Source organism: Kocuria sp. SM24M-10 (assembly GCF_001027955.1).
Classification (GTDB): Bacteria; Actinomycetota; Actinomycetes; order Actinomycetales; family Micrococcaceae; genus Kocuria; species Kocuria oceani.
Window position 1 is genome coordinate 22,605 of record NZ_LDNX01000039.1, and the last position, 17,454, is coordinate 40,058.

General features: G+C 67.0%; 11 protein-coding genes. 7 read left to right on the forward strand and 4 right to left on the reverse strand.

Features of this window, described 5'->3' with window-relative positions; genetic code table 11:
* Positions 1-24 precede the first annotated feature (24 nt).
* Genes ABL57_RS04370 through ABL57_RS04395 form a run of 6 tightly spaced genes read left to right on the forward strand, consistent with a single transcriptional unit; the run spans position 25 to position 7,630 of the window.
* On the forward strand, positions 25-822 hold the full coding sequence (locus tag ABL57_RS04370; RefSeq protein WP_047802230.1) for a hypothetical protein: 798 nt from the start codon (positions 25-27) through the stop codon (positions 820-822).
* A complete protein-coding gene (locus ABL57_RS21650) occupies positions 822-2,537 on the forward strand; it encodes a hypothetical protein (protein ID WP_152683277.1) in 1,716 nt (571 codons plus the stop codon). The genes ABL57_RS04370 and ABL57_RS21650 overlap by 1 nt, the downstream gene beginning before the upstream one ends.
* Positions 2,534-4,066, forward strand: coding sequence for an SCO6880 family protein (locus tag ABL57_RS04380; protein WP_152683278.1), 1,533 nt, complete (start codon positions 2,534-2,536; stop codon positions 4,064-4,066). Before ABL57_RS21650 ends, ABL57_RS04380 begins: the two co-directional genes overlap by 4 nt.
* A complete protein-coding gene (locus ABL57_RS04385) occupies positions 4,066-5,598 on the forward strand; it encodes a hypothetical protein (RefSeq protein WP_053004735.1) in 1,533 nt (510 codons plus the stop codon). The genes ABL57_RS04380 and ABL57_RS04385 overlap by 1 nt, the downstream gene beginning before the upstream one ends.
* Positions 5,595-7,274, forward strand: a complete 1,680-nt coding sequence (locus ABL57_RS04390; protein WP_053004736.1) for a type IV secretory system conjugative DNA transfer family protein — start codon at positions 5,595-5,597, stop codon at positions 7,272-7,274. Before ABL57_RS04385 ends, ABL57_RS04390 begins: the two co-directional genes overlap by 4 nt.
* Positions 7,271-7,630, forward strand: a complete 360-nt coding sequence (locus tag ABL57_RS04395) for a DUF4913 domain-containing protein (RefSeq protein WP_047802232.1) — start codon at positions 7,271-7,273, stop codon at positions 7,628-7,630. Before ABL57_RS04390 ends, ABL57_RS04395 begins: the two co-directional genes overlap by 4 nt.
* A gap of 385 nt (positions 7,631-8,015) precedes the next feature.
* Here ABL57_RS04395 and ABL57_RS21655 read toward each other — a convergent pair whose 3' ends face one another.
* On the reverse strand, positions 8,016-8,582 hold the full coding sequence (locus ABL57_RS21655) for a hypothetical protein (RefSeq protein ID WP_152683279.1): 567 nt from the start codon (positions 8,580-8,582) through the stop codon (positions 8,016-8,018).
* Positions 8,583-9,228: 646 nt separating this feature from the next.
* Positions 9,229-13,746: a MobF family relaxase gene (gene mobF, locus ABL57_RS04405; protein WP_152683280.1), complete on the reverse strand. Its 4,518-nt coding sequence runs from the start codon at positions 13,744-13,746 to the stop codon at positions 9,229-9,231.
* 525 nt (positions 13,747-14,271) lie between these two features.
* Between mobF and ABL57_RS04410 the strand changes: the two genes are divergently transcribed.
* The gene (locus tag ABL57_RS04410) at positions 14,272-14,658 is read left to right on the forward strand and encodes a hypothetical protein (protein WP_047802233.1); all 387 of its coding nucleotides are present in this window, start codon (positions 14,272-14,274) and stop codon (positions 14,656-14,658) included.
* Between the two features lie 4 nt (positions 14,659-14,662).
* Here ABL57_RS04410 and ABL57_RS21660 read toward each other — a convergent pair whose 3' ends face one another.
* The gene (locus ABL57_RS21660; RefSeq protein ID WP_152683281.1) at positions 14,663-16,168 is read right to left on the reverse strand and encodes a HEPN domain-containing protein; all 1,506 of its coding nucleotides are present in this window, start codon (positions 16,166-16,168) and stop codon (positions 14,663-14,665) included.
* 4 nt (positions 16,169-16,172) lie between these two features.
* Positions 16,173-17,362 (reverse strand): IS3 family transposase gene (locus ABL57_RS04420; protein WP_136341198.1). Its coding sequence is split into 2 segments (ribosomal slippage): positions 16,173-17,110 and positions 17,110-17,362, totalling 1,191 coding nucleotides; the frame shifts between segments, so codons are not numbered across the junction.
* Between the last annotated feature and the right edge of the window lie 92 nt (positions 17,363-17,454).

The window sequence follows — 17,454 nt, forward strand, 5'->3', positions numbered from 1 at the left end:
CCGCAACGACAGGGAGACCCCCCGATGGACAACAACAACAACGACGCAACCCGGACCCGCCCCCGCTGGTTCGGCCCGGCCCTGATCGCCCTGGTCCTGCTGCTGGTCGGGGTGGCCGGGTGGATCATTCGGGACCTGACCGCCCCCAACGAGGCAGAGGCACCCACCGCGCCCACTGCTTCGACTGCCCCCACCCAGGGTGCAGCCGAGGCGGCTATCCCCCAGCTGGGGAAGGACTTCGCCTGGGACTGCCAGGCGCAACTGAGCACCGACACCTCCTCGGTGGCCGATGAGGCCCCCGAGGTCCTGGACTGGGTGGCCGCCGGCTACAACATGGTGCCCTCCTCCGACGAGTTCGGCGGCTGTGAGCGACGGGACTCGGGGCTGCGGGTCGGCTACGCCCATTCAGAGGCCGGGGCGCTGATGGCCGCGGCGACCTACGCGATGGCCTTGGACCCGTCCGTGAGCGAGGAAGCCGCTAAGAACGTCGAGGTGGGCATTGCTGAGGGACCCAACCGGGACCGGTTGGAGGAGAAGGCCCAGCGCATCCGTGACGGCGTGGAAGAAGGCGATGACGGGTCCGCCTCGGCGTCCACGACGCTGATCGGCTACTCCCAAGATCACTACACCGACGAAGCGGCGTCCTACCAGCTGATCTACTCCCTGCCCTCGGACAACGGTCTGACGACCAAGGTGGCTGTGCAGGCCGATGTGGTGTGGGAGGACGGGGACTGGAAGCTGGACCCGGCCTCGGGCACGGAGCTGATGACCTCGGACCAGTACCAGGGTCAGTCCTACGTGGAGTGGGGGCCCAAGAGCTGATGGACGTCATCAAGGATGTCGCCGGCAGCATCGCCGGGGACACGGTGGAAAAGCTGATCCTGTTCATGGCCGGGTGGCTGATCGAGGTGTTCACCACGATGCTCGATCTGGTCGGCACCTGGTGGCTGAACATCGGTGCCCCCGAGATGGGCGCCGGATCGGCCACCGAGCGGGTGCAGACCGCCACCACGACGTTCGTCGGGGTTGCCGGCATCATCGGCACGGCTTTCGCCGTGCTGCGCATCGCCCGGGACCACAACCGGGAGTCGGCCGAGAACCTGGTGATGGGGCTGATCCGCACCGTGGTGGTCTCCGGACTGGCGGTGTCGATGGTCGCGCTGTCTTTGGCGGTCACCGATGAGGTGGCCCCGTGGCTGGTGGACACCATTGCCGGTAACGCGGCCCGGGACGGGCTGGGCCAGTCGATGGGCCTGAGCGGGATGGTGGGCGCGGGGATGGCGTTGCCGACCGCTGGGATTCTGCTGTTCCTGACTCCGTTCGCGCTGCTGGGGGCGATCCTCAACGCGGCCCTGGTGATTTTCTCCTACGGGGTGGCCGGGGCGCTGTGCGGGTTGCTGCCGATCTTCGCTGCGGCCTCCACTACGCAGAAGGGGCAAAAGTCCTTCGACAAAGCGGTGGGCTGGTTGCTGGCGATGATCCTTTTCAAGCCCGGGGCTGCGGTGATCTACGGCTTCGGCTTGGCCTTGATGAACGGGATCGACGGCACCGGCGGCGATGAGGTCTCCAACAAGATCATTTCCTTGCTCACCGGCACCGTGGTCATTTTCTCGGCCTGCTTCGCGATGCCCGCTCTGGTCCGCGTCCTGGTCCCGGCCGTCAGCGCCGGCCCCCGTGGCATGGGCGCTGGTGGACTGGCGATGGTCGGCGGGGCACTGGCCATCGGTGCGGTGACCGCTGGTGTCGGCACGCTGGCCGCCGGGGCTGCTGCCGGGGCCGGGGCCGCCGGCGCTGGAGCTGCCGGGGCCGGTGGCGCTGCGGGTGCTGCCGGTGGCGCTGCCGGAGCTGCTGGGGCTGGTGCCGGCGGAGCTGGTGCTGCCGGTACTGGTGCTGCCGGTGCTGGAGCTGGCGGCGCCTCGGGTGGGGCTGCCGGTGCTTCCGGGGCCAGCGCCACGGGTGCTGGGGCCGGTTCTGGCGCTGGAGGTGGTGCCTCCAGTACGGCCGGAGCCCCGGGATCGGCTGGTGCTGGTGGGTCTGCCCCGGCCGGTGGACCGGCTGGCGCGGAGAACGTGGAGAGCACCACGGCCGGTGCAGCTGCCACGTCCGCGCCGGGGACCACGACTGGTGGGGCCTCGGGTGCGGAGAACGTCCAGAGCGCCAGCACGGGTGCTGCCCCGAGCAGTGCTGCCGCCACCGGCACGGGCGGGGCCTCGGGTGCGGAGAACGTCCAGACCCCCAGCACGGGTGCTGCCCCGAGCAGTACCGCCGGCACGGGCGGGGCCTCGGGGGCGGAGCAGGTGCAGACCTCGAGCTCGTCCCCGGCAGCGGCCGGTGGGGCGTCCGAGGCGGCTGGGCCAGCCGGTGCCGAGCCGGTGGCTCCGGCCAATGGTGCCGCAGCGGTCGGGCACCCGGCCGGGGAAGGGTCCTCGGCCACGGGGGCAAAGAAACCGTTGATCAACGGCCAACGACTGGAATTCGGGCTGCGGGAAGTCGTCCGGGACGCTGAGCACGCACTAGAAAGTGGTGAGGATCTGTGAGTAGCAACCAGGTGATCGTGCGGCAGTACGGCAACATCGCGGAGGACAAGACGGCCGGGCTGTTGGGGTTCTCGATGGCCTCCACCGTGGTCCTCGGTGTGGGGTCGGTGCTGGTGTTCTTGTTCATCATGGCCTCCCAGATTTGGGTGGCCGCCGGCATCGCGGTGGCGGCGTTCATCGTGGCCACCGTGCTTGGCTCCAAGGACCGCAACGGCCGGTCCAAGCCGGAGCGCTGGATCGCCCGGTCCATGTTCTCCCGGGCCGAGAAGAAGCAGCGCACCACGTACAAGGCCGGTCCGACTTCACAGCTCCCGGACGGTTCGTTCCGGGCCCCCGGGGTGCTGGCGGCGACCGAGCCGGTGACCTTCACCGACCTGTTTGGCCACCGGGGCGTGATGTTGTGGCACCCGAAGTTGAAGACCGGCACGGTGTTCGTGATCGCCAACTCCTCCGGGCTGGGTTTGCTGGATCAGGACCGGGTGGACCGGATGGTGGGCACCTGGGCCGCGTTCCAACGTGATGCCGGCTCCAACACGGAACTGGTGCAGGTCTCCGTCACCACCCAGTCCACCACCGACCCGGGGGAGCGGCTGCCCGATGCGGTGGCCGTGGGTCGGGCCCAGGCGGGGTCCCAGGCGGTGCCGGCCTTCGCCCGGGCGACGATGGATGAGGTGGTGGCCAACCTCAACCAGGACGTACCCAAACTGGAGCAGTGGATCGCCCTGACCTTCAGCGCCCGGGCCAACGAGGGGGAGGGCGTGCCCGAGCGCACCGCCGAGGAGCTGGCCACGGACGTGTCCTCACTGCTGAGCGGGTTCCTGGAGCAGCTGGAGCAGGCCGGGGCCGGGTCGGTGTCCCTGATGCAGGAACACGACCTCATCGACCAGACCTACCTGGCCTACAACCCGCTGGCGGCTGCGGCCGTGGAGAAGGCCCGCCTCTCGGAGGCCGGCACCGGTTTGCGCTGGGAGGAGGTCGGCCCCTCGGCCGCCCGCGTGGTGGGATCCCCGGGCCGCTATGAGCACGGTGGGGTGGTGTCGAAGTCCTGGCAGATGTGGCGCCCGCCGGCCGGCACGTTCCGGGAGAACGCCCTGGTGGCCCTGCTGGCGCCGAACTCCGAGATGGTGCAGAAGCGGGTGACGGTGTTCTACCGCCCGCAGTCCGCGGACAAGTCCGCTACCCAGGTGCAGCAGTCGTTGACCAATGCGCAGTTCGCGGCGAATCAGAAGAACCGCCGGCCCACCAGCTCTCAGATCATCGCCCTGGAAAAGGCGCGCAAGGCCGAGCGGGAGCAGGCCGAGGGGGCGTCGCTGGTGCGGTTCTCGATCGTCGTGACCGCCACCGTCGAGCGGGTCGAGCAGCTGCCCCGGGTGGCGGCCACGTTGCGGCGCAACGCTTCCCAAGGCGTGCAGCTGGGGCTGCGGGAGTGCGATTACAACGACGATGCCGCGTTCGCGTTCAACCTCGGTCTGGGTGTGGTCCCGGATGCCGTGGCCACGATTCCGGCTGATGTGCGAAAGGCGCTGTGATGTCTGTTTTCGACCAGCTCACCGATGCGATCCTCAACAAGTTCTTCGGCCGCTCCACCGCCGCCGGCACCGGGCAGTTTCGGGAGCTCACGGAGAAGGGCGTAGACGTCGCCCACGGTGGGATGACCTCCTGGGTGGAAGCACCCCCGGAGTTCACCGCCACCTCCAACCAGACGGCCGGGCTGTGGCCCTTCGCCGTGGGCACCTCCTCGCCCCTGGTCGGGGCGGTGCTGGGGCGTAACCAGCTCAACGGCTCGGTGGTCTGCGGGGACCCGATCAACCTGTTCCTGCGCGGGATCATCTCCTCCCCCTCCTGCTTCATCCTCGGCCTCCAGGCCCGAGGGAAGTCCTCGGTGGCCGTGCGCATGGCCCTGGCCCTGGTGGACCAGGGGTTCTTGTTCGTCGGGGCCAGTGATGTGAAGCCGGACCTGGCCGGGCTCACCGTCGAAGTCGGCGGGCAGGTCATCCGGGTCGCCCCCGGTGTCGGGTCGATCAATCCCCTGGACGCGGGGCCGTTGTGGCGCCGGCTGGGTGAGCTGCCCGAGGCGTTGCAGCGGCAGATGCGCGCGGAGATCCACAGCCGCCGCCTCAACGCTCTGACCGGGTTGCTGGAGCTGGTGTTCAAGGCACCCTTGGATGCCCGCCAGCAGGAGCCCACGGTGCTGTCGATGGCGATCACCGAGGCCGCCGAACACGCCGAGACCCAAGGCCGACAGCCGATCATCCAAGACGTGGTGGACGTGATCACGGCTGCGCGGCCGGCGATCATGGCCGCGATCCTGGTCGATGACGAGACCTCCTATCGGGGGCAAGTGCGCAACCTGCTGGCCGGCCTCAACGCCCTGGGGGCGCACGGCCCGTTCGGGGACGTGTTCTGCCGGCAGACCAGTGAGGAGATGCAGATCGACCAGTCGGTGGACTTCGACCTCTCCGCCATCGACGAGACCCTGCTGGACCTGCGGGCCGCCGTGCAGATCGTGTGCTGGTCCTACGCTCAGGCCGGGATATCGGCGGCCAAGACTCTGGCTGAGGCGGGGCTGATGGAGGAGCGCCACCACCTGATGATCATGGACGAGCTCTGGCAGGCCCTGCGGGCCTCGGAGCTGCTGGTGCACCAGATCGACGGCATCACCCGCCTGAACCGCACCAAGGGCCTGGGGCAGCTGCTGATCACCCACTCCATGAAAGACCTCCAGCTGTCCACGGAGGAGCTGACGAAGATCGCTACCGGGTTCATGGAGCGGTCCTCCATGAAGGTCCTGGGTGGGCTGGCGCAGAACGAGATGGGGATGCTGGAGACCGTCTTCCCGCTCTCCGAACAGGAGAAAGCGCTGCTGGTGGCCTGGTCCGCTGAGGGTTCGGTCAACCCCAAGACCGGGCGCACCTCCCCGCCCCCGGGGCGGGGCCGGTTCATGCTCAAAACCGGGGAGGCTCCCGGGGTGCCGTTCCAGACCAACCTCACTGCCGGGGAACTGCGGGTCCACGACACCAATGCCGCCTGGGCGGCCGCACAGGCCCGGGTGAACGCATGAGCACCAACGACCAGAACAAGAGCTTCATCGGCATCCTGATCCTGTTCGCAGCCGTGATGGTCGCAGTGGCCCTCGTCCACCTGGGCGACGTGTTGACCCCGGTGGCCGGAGACCTGCCCTGGAACCCGTTTACCTTGGGCATCGAGGTGGCCACCGGGGCGGTGGACTGGCCGATGGCCGCCACCTTCCTCGTGGGCCTGGAGGTCGTGGTGGGTGTGGCCGCGCTGATGATCTGGGGCACCCGCACCCCGTCCAAGACCCAGGAGGCCGCACGGCGGATGAGCCCTCCGGGTCGGATCAACCCGGCGATGGCTGCGGCTCGCACCACGGAGGCCTACCGGCTCCACCCTGATGCTCCAGAGATTGGTCCGGGGCTGACGATCGGGCTGGTGGGTAAGAACCCGGTCTATCAAGGGTGGCGGGAGTGCTCCGCCCATGTGTGGGGCACCGGGCGCGGCAAGACCACCTCTCAGGTGATCCGGCACGCCGTCGAGGCGCCGGGGGCGTTCGTGATGACCTCGAACAAGGTGGACGGGGTGGCCGAGGTTCTGGCCGCCCGCACCACGCCGGGCAGCACCGTGTGGCTGTTCGACCCGCAGCGCATCTGGCGCGACAGCTCCCGCCCGGGGATGATCTTCAACCTGCTGGCCACCGTCACCGATACGGTGTCTGCCGGGGAGGTGGCCTCAATCTTTGAGACGGCTTCCGCCTCTGGCTCGGCCGGTGGCAAGGGTGATCCGCAGTTCGACTCCCAGGGTCGGGACTACCTCTCCTGGTGCCTGCTGGCGGCCGCCAAGAGCGGTAAGACGCTCTCGGACGTGCTGACCTGGGTCTCCTCGGCCGAGTTCCTGGAACCGGCTCGGGCTCTCAAACAGGCCGGCCACGCCGGCCCTGCTTCGGCGTTGCAGGGCATGGGGGCTCAGCCCGATGACACCCGCGGGTCGGTGGCAGCCAGTGCCCAGCGCATGTCCTCAGCCCTGGTGCATGACGAGCTGTTGGCCTGGACCACTCCGACCCCAGGGGTGCCGGTGTTCAACCCGCACCGGTTCATCACCAGCCAGGACACCCTGATCCTGCTCACCCAGGACGCGGCCGGCTCCGGGGCGGCGTTCGTCTCGACGCTGGTCTATGCGGTGGTCACCGCCGCCCAGCAGGCGGCCCGCCGGGCTGGGGGCCGGCTGCCGGTGCCGCTGGTGGCCGACCTCGATGAGGTCGGCAACGTGGTCAAACTCAAGCAGCTGCCCGAGTGGTACTCCTTCTTCGGGTCCATGGGCATCGTGGTTTCCGCCTACTTCCAGACCAAGGGACAGGGCGTGGACATGCTCGCCCGCACCGGATGGGACACCCTCTGGTCGGCGGCCGCGGTGAAGGTCTACGGCGGTGGCTCCGACGACACGGAGTTCCTGGAGTCGCTGCGCAAGCTCATCGGCACCTATGAGGCGAAGGTGCGCAGCACCTCCACCTCCCGCGGGGTAGCTTCCCGGTCGGTGCAGACGCAGCAGCGCGACATCATGCCCGTCTCCAAGCTGGCCGAGCTGCCGGCCGGGCACGCCTGGGTGAAGACCTCCACCGGGGGCGGCACCATCGTGGCCACCGTGCGGTGGTTTGAGGACAAGGACCTGACAGCTCGGATCAACCCGGTGCTGGAGCGGATCACGGAAGGACAGCGGCGATGACCGATCAAGTAGAAGAGACGGCCGAGAACCAGCCCACCGTGGAGGATTTCATCGAGTGGGTCCAGGCCACGATGGCCGATATGGAGTCCGTGGACCGCTCCGCCAACATGCACTGGTGCTCCCAGTGGTGGGCCCACCCCGAGGCCGTCAAGCGGTTGCGCGCCCTCCATGAGGAATGGCTGATCCGCCTGACCGATGGGGGCATGTCCTCGTGGTGGGTTGATCACTTCGACGCTCACGCCAAGGTGCTGTTCGCCCGCAACGGCCCCTTCGGGGAGTGCGGGGTCTCCCACACCGAACGCGGAACGCGCCGGACGCTGGCCTGCGAGCAACCCCCTAGCGACTGGTCATGGTGACCACATAGACCGGGGGGCAGGCCGCCATCCCTTCCCAGTAGGCGGCCTGCGCCCTCCCAAGGGGCAGGCACTCGTGCGCTGTCCCACGGTGGCCGGGGTCCCTCCTTCCCAGGGCCCCGGCCACTGCCGTGCCCGGACAAGGGCTGCCGCACATTTCCTCGGCCCTGGCAGGCCTCCAAACCGATGCCCAAGTGGTCTGATGTGGTTCATATGAGGATCTACTACGGAAAATCAGCAAGCAGGGCCCCCAGCGCCAGGGACCCCATCAAATATCTTCATCTGCATTTGGAGCGCGCAAATAATTGATAAAGCAAATGAATATAAAGGTGCAAAAAAGTAGGTGCCGGAATTAATCCTAATGCCGGCACCTACTTTTATGGATACATTAAGGGGTTCGAGTGACGCTTCGCACATAGGTTGCAGAGGAAAGGTAAGTAGTGTTCCATGCGCGAGTGATAACTCCGGTTCCGTTGGTGCGGTAAATTCCGGTGTTGTAGTTTCCTGCGGATACCTTGGTGATATTGCTGAGATTGACAGTCAAGCTACCCGTACCTTCGAGACCGAAGGGGGTGTTGTTAGTGTTACGGAGACACGCGCTGCTGGAGGTGCAACCCGGGCCAACGATGCTCAGGAACGGCGTGATCACAGGCTCGGTGTGGTACGCCGCAAGGTACTCATTGGTCTCGGGATCGTAGAGCACATCAGCCGGCTGACCGGAGTTGAGAATCTTCTTGATTTGTGCCTTGGACTGCTTTCCCTTAAGGGAGTTCAATTTTTCAAGGGCTTGCTGGTCCTTAGCATCAGGGGCGGTAGTTGCCCCTTCGCTCATTGTGATGGGGGATTGCTCTGCGGAAACTGATTCGGAAACCGCAGGAGATGCCGTAGCTGTGGACATTCCTCCAAAAAGGAGCAGCCCACTCAGCAGAAGCGTTGAGGAGCGTCGAGTCTTCATTGATTCCACTTCCTAAATATCCGGGGGGAGGGGGAAAAGCGTGTACCTTTGCACACATATTTAGCGTACAGGTGACGTCAGCTCCCACGGTGAGCCCTCTTCCCCTGGGCTGTTGCTCTTGGCACAAGCGCGGAGAAGGTGATTGGCTAAGGCATGCGCTTCAGCTCACAGAATGCCCCCGACGGTTTCCTAGGCCAGCGGTCCGCGATGAAGTACAACAAGCGTCTGCTGGAGGGACCGTCTCGAAGAGGGAGCCGCGCCCTTCTGGCCGGGCTCGTCCTTGTTGGAGCCCTTGCAGGATGCGCTGCACCGTCCGCGCCGGCTTCCGACGAAACTGCCACGGTTGAAAGCTCTAACCAGGACGCTGCTGATTGCCTAGCTGATGCTGGATGGGACGTGGCTTACGTGCGGGCGGACGCTAGCCATGTGGGAACGAATATTACTGTCGCCCAGCAGGAAGAGTTTCAACTGGCCTGGAGTGAATGCGTTGGAACGCCCCCGGCCTTGTCCTTACCCCTGCCGGGCTAGCACTTAAAGGTGGCCGGGGCCCAAACCCCGGCCACTGCTATGCCCGTACAAGGGCTGCCGCACATTTCCTCGGCCCTGGCGGGCCTCCGAAATGATTGCCCTCAGTGGGTGTGATTGCTTAGAGGCTGCGTCCGCCATCACGGCGGGCGCTGTCGGCAGCGCGTCGGGCTGATGCCGCCTTACTCTCCTGACGGCGAGCCTCCTGCTCGGGGCGCCGCGTGGCGGCGTATCGCTTGGCCAGCTCAGCTTGCTTCTGCTCTATACCGGCGGTGTGCTGGCGGCGGGTGGCGTCGTTCTGGGCGTTCTCGGACACGGGGCTCTCCTTTTTCTGCGGCTCCGGTGAGGGGGTCGCCGGCTCGTAGGGGGCAGCCGCCTCGGTGGCCGGGGTGGCCTGCTGGGTCTGGGCCCGGTGCTGAGCCACGACGTGGGCGATCAGCTCCTCTCTGGTCAGCACCCGCCGGGTCTCCTCGGCTATCGGGGCCGTGGCGGCCGCGGTGACGGCGGCCTCCCGGGCTTGCGGTGCCGGCAGCGGGTCGGCGGCCTGCCCGCGGGTGGCGCGTAGCGTCTCCACGGCCTCCTGAGCTGGTGCCGGGGTGGTGCGCACCCGCTCGGCCATGTGCGCCTCATCGACGGTCTGCCGAATTTGTTCCGGGGTCTGCGGTGCGGCGGTGGTGAGCGCGGAGTGCTTGTGCAGCGCGGTGGCCCGCGCCATCAGCGCGGCCGCCGCCGGGTCCTGTTGGTGGGCCGGAGGGATCAGCGCCGTCTCATGGGCAGGGACGTTGTAGCGGTTCCGGTACGTCTCAACCTCAGCGGCCACCTGGTACCACTCGGCCGCCTTGGTCGACTTGGCCGGCACCGGCCCCAGGGCCGCAGTCCACTCCGGGGCTGCCTCGGCCAGTTCGGCGCCGCGCACCATGACGCGCTCCTCCAGGCGGGTGCGCAGCCGCTCCAGCTGCTCCCGGTACTGGGCCGGCACCTGGGCGTCGGTGATCAACGGGGTGGGGGCTAGGTCCTCGCTGACCCGCCGCCCGTCCGCCACCGGGGCCGGCGCGGGGGTCTTGGCGGCCACCGCGCGCACCTGCTGCTCGGCGGTAATCGCCTCCCCGATCGACACACCGGTGTCGTTGCGGGTGCGCTCTCCCCGGGCGATCTGCTCCACCGCCGTCTGCTCCGGGGACAGCCCCGCGCGGCGCTCTTGCTCAGCGCCCATCGTGCGGGCGGCCCAGTCCAGGTGCAGGGAGGTGGTGGAGTCCCACATTTCCGGGGGCAGGGCCAGGTTCTCAGCCTCCGCGCTGGCCTTCGCCTCAGCCAGCTGCGCGGAGGGCATCCAGGCGTAAGGGTGTGAAGCCCATTGTGGGTCCTCGACCTGGGGCGGGTGCTGGGCGGCCGCCGCGCGCTGGGCCAGCCGTTCCAGGTGCTCGTCGGTGAGGTTGCCCAGAGGCCGGCGGTCGGTGTTGTCGATGACGCGCTGGGCTGCCTCGATCTGTTGCTCCAGCCGCCAGGCGAGCACGGCGGCCGGGTCCTCGGCCCCGCCAAAGCCGCGCTGGTGCACTGCTCGGTTCAGGAGTTCGGCCGGGTCCATGCCGGCCTGCTGGGCCGTGTGCAGGTGGGTGGCCACCGCGCCCCATGCCTCGGTTCCGGTGAAGTCCGCGGCCTTGTCCGCGCCCATGACCTCCACGGCCATCGCACGGGTCTTGGCGGTCCAGGCCGCGTCGGCGGTCTCGCGGTAGACCTCGCTCAGGGTGGCGACGTCGCCATTACGCATGGCCTCAGCCGCCACCGTCTCGTGGGCCGACAGGTTCCGGTCGTAGGCCCCGGCGATCGCCTCCAGCACCTCATCCCCTGACTGCCCCTCGTTCAGGGCGACGTAGAGCTGGTTGCTTTCCCGCCCTCGGGTGGCGGCCACATAGGCGGCGGCCCGGTCCGTGGCGGAGTCCACGATGGCGTGGGCGGTGTCCACGGTGGCGCCCTGGGCTCGGTGTACGGTCGCCGCGTAACCCAGCTGGCCGTGCTGGGCCAGGTAGTCGGCGTCCAGGGTGATCTTGCCCCCGTGACCGGTGTGGCGCAGCGTCGCGGTGTCGGCTCCGACCTTCTCCATGGTCCACACATCGTTGTTCTTCACGAAGTCCCGGCCGCCGTTGAGCTGCAAGGTCCGGTCGTTGCGGCGGGTCACCACCACGTCCCCGGCGTGGGCCGTCAATCCGTCGCGCAGCACCACCGACTCCCCGGTGGCGTCCAGTGCCCCGGTGGCGATCCGCGCCGCCTGAGCCCGGGCGTTCAGCTCGGTCACGGTGGCGTTGTCAGTCGCAATCAGCAGGGACCGCTTACCCGATTCGGTGTCCTTGATCCAGGCTCGCAGTGCCGTGTCGGTCATCGCCTCGGTGTCCCCGGCGACCACCCGGCGGTTCTCCAGATACCAGGCCCACGGGACGTCGGCCCCGGCCGGCGGCGGCTCACGCAGCGCCAGCGACGCGGCCGCCTCACCTTCGGTGCGGAAGCGGTGCACGGCCTCCAGGCGGGTCGCCCCCACCTCGTTATCCAGCAGCCGCAGCGCCCCACCGGAGCCGATCGCCCCCAGCTGACGGTCATCCCCAATGGCGCGCACCACCGCCCCGTGCCGGGCCGCCACACTCACAAGCTCGGCCAGCTTCGGGGTGGTGACCATGCCCACCTCATCGAGGATCACCACGTCCCCGGAATGCAGCTGGGCCGTCCCGGTGCGCCCGGTGCGGTGGGCGATCAGGAAGGCGTCAATGGTCGTCGCCTGCGCCTTAATATCCTCGGACATGACGGCGGCCGCGGCCGCTGTGGGGGCTAGGCCCACGACGTTGCCGCCAGTGGCGCGCACGGCATCGGCGGCCAGGGACAGGCTGGTGGTCTTGCCGGCACCGGCCGGGCCGATGCCCAAGGAGAGCAGCTTCTCGTCGGTGGCGAAGGCCCGGGCGAGGGCCACCTGCCCCTCACTGAGCGGGCCGGTGTGGGCGGCCAGCACCTCGTCAAAGGTCTGAGCGGACACGGCCGGGATGACGGTGCGCTGGGCGGAGGCGAGCACCTGGTGCTCGGTCTCCAGCACCTCCCGAGAGGTGAACACGTGGGCATCGGAACGGATGAACTGGCTGGTGCCGTCGGCGCGGGTGAACTCCGCCAGGCGCGGCACATCGGCGTGCGGGGTGACCGACAGGCTGTGCGTGGTGGTGGCTTCTTTGACGACTGCGGTCACCAGCTCATCGGGCACGGGGTACCCGATCATGGTCTCTTTCAGGTGCCGGCGGGTCTGGGCGTGGACGTGGTTCACGCTCCAGGTGGAACGCTTCTGGGACAGCTCGTGCACCACCAGGCGGGCGTGCTCGGCCACGTTGATCTGGGTGGCGTCGGGGCCTGCCGGCAACCCGGTGGCGGCCGCCCGCACGTGGGCCAACAGGTCCTCTCCCACGGGCATGTTCACCTGCTCGCGGTACTCCTTGCCCCACTCCTCGACCAGCTCGGACAGGCGCCGCGCGGACTTCTTCGCCGGCCTCGACTCCAGGGTGGCTTGCTGGGCCAGGGCGATCTTCTGCTTGGCATTGGGGGCGTAACCGTGGCGGTCGGTGAACTCCGCGTGCAACCGATCCAGGGTCCCGGCAATGTCGGCCCGGCGGGAGGAAGCGTGGTGGATCGCGTCCAGGTCCACCCCGGCAATCTCGTAAATCGGCTCGTCCCCACCGGCCATCCGCGGCACCGCGGCAACTCCCAGGGACGCGGTGACCTTCTCCATCACCTTCGCGTTGTAGGTCTCCGAGGCGGCCACACCCATGCGGTACAGGGTGCGTCCGTCCAAGGCCGACCACTGGCCGTCAGCGCCCAAGACCTTGTTGGAAATGACCACGTGATCGTGCAGCTGTGGGTCCCCATTCCGGGAGTCATAGTGGCGGAACTGGGTGGCCACCAACCCGCCCTCCACGTCGATCTGGCGCACCCCGTTGTACCCGCGCCGGGTGTACGTACCTTCTTGCTCCAGGTAGCTCAGGGTCTCCGCGATGGCCTCGTTATGCGCGGCCTCGACCGCTTTGCGGGCCTCCTCCCCGCCCAGGGCCCAGAGCAAGGAGACCGACTTGGCCGGAGAGAACACCAGGTCATAACCCGCCACCGTCTGCTGCTTCGGGGTGGTCTGAGCCGTGATGAAACGGCCCAACTCCTCCTTGTTCCGCACATCGCGCCCGTGCGTCTCACGGAACAGCTGGCCCGCGACGCGACCGCGGATCGCCTGCCGTTCCTCCCGACTCGGGGCGGCACCGGTGGTGCGCTCGTGCCGAGCAGTCTCCTCGTCCAGGCGGCGGGTCAGCTCCGTGCTGGCCGTGGCATAACGGCGATAGGGCCGCCCCAAAGCCACATCTTTCGTGGTGCCACCCTCGGCCAGAATGCGGTCCGCATCCGGGTGGATACCCTCCCCGAACAGGGCCGCCATCTGTGCCTCAGCGACCTCCCCGGAGACCCCCAATAGGGCCTCAGAATGGGCCACCCACTGCCCTGGGGGCATGCCCTCGACGGTGTAGTAATCGCCCAGCTCGCGCCCCTCAGCGCGCAGCTCATCAGCCGAGGCGACCTCGGACGTGTAGTAGGCATAACCATCCCCAGCGCTGAGCTTATGGACGGTCATCACAGGGCTGATTCTCGCGTGTTCGGCCTCGGTTATCAACAATGCAAGAGGTGTGACGATCTGACAGGGCGTGGAAGTCCGATGCGAGCTTGCGAGTCATTGGGCTGGAGCGACCCAGATAGTCCGTCACGACAGTGACGCGGTTGTGCCCATGAGACTGATCTTGTGGGCAGGGGATGCCCAGGGAGGACGAGGGACGAGGACGAACCGCGGCGCATCAGCTGTCCATACGATCAGTCGATTGGGTGCAAGCGAACCCAGGTTGTCCACATGTGCTGTTCGTGTGGACAACCTGCACGAGGTTTGGTGGGGGCTGTGGGTCCGGTGGAGAGACCGGAGGATGAATCTCGGAGGCGGTCCACAGCCCCCACCAAAGCTCACGACACTGCCGCCGGCCAGGCGCCCTCTCGCGCGCCGCCGGCTCGGCCGGCGGAACGGTCGGGGTGGAGAAGTTGGTCTATGACAGTTAGGGCGTGGTTGGTGTTAAATGGGATGGAATGGTGTTGCTGATGTGAAGTAGGGACGATGGCGCAGCGTAAGAGTGCGACCAAGACCGAGGCGCGCGAGCGGGCCCGCCGGGCGGCTGCGGAGTCGATGGCTCGGGAGCAGCGGTTGCTGGAACTGGGTGAGGAGTTCTTCGTCGCCCAGGGTGAGGCCGAGCAGATCATGGAAACGGCTGAGCAGCGGATCGCGGAGCTTCGCGCCAAGGCCGAGCAGGAGGCTGCGCGCGCCAAGGAGGATCAGGTGCGCGTGGTGGCCGGCATGAAGGGTGAGCGGGTGACGGTGTCGGAGATTGCCCAACGTTTGGAGCTGTCGGCCGCTGAGGTTCGTGCCTTGCTTAAGCCTCCGGCCGCAACAACCTCAGTTGACTCAGTGCAGAAGGACGTGTCCTCGGTGGAGGACGTCGATTAGAGGCTCAGTCCTCTGCTCTCGGGGTCTCTTCATCAGAAGGTGCATCTTGATCTGCTGATGAGGTGGAGTCGTCCGGGGCGTAGAGGCTGGGCATCAGCGTTTTTCCCCAATACACCAGGTTGCCTCCACCTTTGGTGTGGGGGATCGACTCTGCCAACCTCTCCGGTGAGTACCCAACTTGCGTAAGGCAACGGGCGGCTACCAGAACGGTGAGCGAGGCAGCGAGCACGCGGGTTTGGGCGATCTCGGTCTGCTTCTCCAAGCCATGCGCGTAGTTGTTGCGCAACCCCTTCACCACTTTTTTCCATAGGCCTTGTGCTCCTGGCGCCGTACCGCAGATCATCGACACCAGTGGCTGAACGTCGTCCAGAATGTCTTGGATGCGCTGATCGAGTGTGGGCTCACTCAGCTGACTGTTGAAGACACGTTCCTTCAGAATTGAAGCCATGAGGTCGTCAAAGTCCCCCTCCTCCTTGGCCGTCATGATGATGCCGCTGATGATGCGACGAGCCTCCTTCGCTTGAGCCTTTGTCAGATCACCCGACTTTTTCGGGTAGAGCTTTCGATGTAGCCCTTCCAGGGCCATGACCATCGTGGTGAACTCTGCGTCCACGAACCGTTCGTCATACTTGCCACGGGTGAGGATGCTAGCCATGGTTCCAGGAGCTCGGCCTAAACTTGAGTGCCGTTCCAACCAGGTGGCAATGGGCTGAACCCCAGACTCGTCCCTTCGGGCGGCCATGCCGTCATGACGCTGATCCCCCAAGGGGTCTTCAACCATCCAACCGTCAACTTTCAATGATTGCTCGGGCCTGCCGGCAATCAGCACTTGGTACCGGTCGATCACGGCTCGGTCCATGCGCACTAATGAGAAGAACTGTTGAAGATGAACGGCAAAGTGCTGAGTCACTTGCCTTAGCGGCATCGCTTCGCGGCCTGTCCACTCCAGCTGTGTTCGCCTGACGACGGACTCCTGGTGAGCTTCCAATCGTCGCTCACCAGGAAAGGTGAGGCGCACAGTTCCGGGTAGTGCGCCGGCCACCGGCGCATCCAGGTTATCGAGTTCCTGCTGCTCCTCAGCATTGTCACGAGAGCTTTCAAGGGACGCAACTGGCGCTTGTGCCCATGCGTCCAGGCCACTGAGATGCACGAACGCGTGAGTCACGCGATCCTCATTCGTGAGCAGCGCACCGTAGACTAGCCAATCCACGCGGCAAGTCTGCTCCACAAGTGGCACGTCGTTCTCGTCAACAAGTTCAGAGTTGGACTGTCTTATAACGTGCGCGTCGAAAAGGGTCACCGAATGAGGGGGACCCATTAGCAGGCCATGAACCACTGGGATGCGGCCCTGCGACCACGGGGCGAGTTTCCCACTCACCACCAAGACGGGCTTGTGGTCACGTACCCGCAGGAGGCCATGCACCTCCTGATCAGGATTCTCAGGCAGGGAAAAAAATCCCATCCATTCGCTGTCACCAAGGTGCTGGGGTTGACCCCGTTTCGTGGACATCGAGTTATGCGGCTTCTGCCGCGGGGTTCATGAGCTGGTGCTCGAAGGCTACCGGGCTGAGCATGCCCAGTGACGAGTGCCGTCGGGTCCGGTTGTAGGTAGCCTCGATCCAGGCGCCGACGCCGCGCTTGGCGGCGGCCTTGGTCGTGAATCTCCGCCGGTGGTAGTACTCGGTCTTCAACGTCGACCAGAACGATTCGATCTGCGCGTTGTCCCAGCACACCCCGGTCCGCCCGACCGAGATCCTGACGTCCAGCTCGGCGGCGACCTCGGCCAGCCGGGCGGAGGTGTACTGGCAGCCGCGATCGGCGTGGAAGATCACTCCGGTGGTGTCACACCGGCGCAGGGTCACTGCCCGGCGCAGCGCGGTCTCGACCAGCTCAGTGCGCAGGTGGTCATCGACCGCCCAGCCCAGCACCCGCCGCGAGCAGCCGTCGCGGACCGCACACAAGTACAGCCATCCCTGATCGGTGGGCAAATAGGTGATGTCCGAGGTCCACACCGCATCGAGGCGGCCGCGATCGAAGTCGCGCTCCACCAGATCGGGGATCGTGTGCGCGGACTCGTCTGCGACCGTGGTCACCGGGTGCCAGGTGGCCGGGCTGATGCCGGCGATGCCGTGGGCGCGCATGAGTTTCGCGACCGTCTTGCGCGAGACCACCTCCCCGACAGCGCGCAGGTCGGCCAGGATCCGCGGCGCACCGTTGACCCCGTCGGAGGCCGTGTGGGCGGCCAGCACCTTCTGGCCCAGCTGGGCCCGTCGCACAGCCGAGGGACCCGGCGGCCCCTCGCGACGTGCCAGCCAGGCGTAGTAGCCCGACCGGGACACCTCGAGCAGCTCGGCCATGCGGGTGATCTCGTAGTCGGCCTTCTCCGCGTCGATGAGCTCGAACATCCTCACCGGTTCTGGTTCTCGGTCGCGAAGAAGGCGGCTGCTTTTTTCAGGAACTCCCGGTCCATCCGCAGCTCGGCCACCTCACGGCGCAACCGCTCCAGCTCTGCCCGCTCATCGGTATCCAGTGCTGAGGGCGGGTCGTCCATCTTGGCCCTCTCGATCGCGACCCAACGACCCAGCAGAGCTTCTCCGACACCGATCTCCTTCGCCACGTGGACGATCGGGCGCCCGGTGTCGATCACCAGATGCGCGGCATCACGCCGGTACGCGGGCGTGTACCTCTTCCGTTTGGCTCCCACAGGAACATCCTCCCTGCCAGGCACCAGGCCTGACCATCAAGGACGTCCACCGAAGGGGGACAACCTCACGACAAGGGGACTGTCCGATAAAC

Bases quoted from the DNA above. Each gene is read 5' to 3' on its own strand.
- mobF (WP_152683280.1), bottom strand. From the start codon at position 13,746: ATGACCGTCCATAAGCTCAGCGCTGGGGATGGTTATGCCTACTACACG.
- ABL57_RS21660 (WP_152683281.1), bottom strand. From the start codon at position 16,168: ATGTCCACGAAACGGGGTCAACCCCAGCACCTTGGTGACAGCGAATGG.
- ABL57_RS04370 (WP_047802230.1), top strand. From the start codon at position 25: ATGGACAACAACAACAACGACGCAACCCGGACCCGCCCCCGCTGGTTC.
- ABL57_RS04410 (WP_047802233.1), top strand. From the start codon at position 14,272: ATGGCGCAGCGTAAGAGTGCGACCAAGACCGAGGCGCGCGAGCGGGCC.
- ABL57_RS21655 (WP_152683279.1), bottom strand. From the start codon at position 8,582: ATGAAGACTCGACGCTCCTCAACGCTTCTGCTGAGTGGGCTGCTCCTT.
- ABL57_RS04385 (WP_053004735.1), top strand. From the start codon at position 4,066: ATGTCTGTTTTCGACCAGCTCACCGATGCGATCCTCAACAAGTTCTTC.
- ABL57_RS21650 (WP_152683277.1), top strand. From the start codon at position 822: ATGGACGTCATCAAGGATGTCGCCGGCAGCATCGCCGGGGACACGGTG.
- ABL57_RS04395 (WP_047802232.1), top strand. From the start codon at position 7,271: ATGACCGATCAAGTAGAAGAGACGGCCGAGAACCAGCCCACCGTGGAG.
- ABL57_RS04390 (WP_053004736.1), top strand. From the start codon at position 5,595: ATGAGCACCAACGACCAGAACAAGAGCTTCATCGGCATCCTGATCCTG.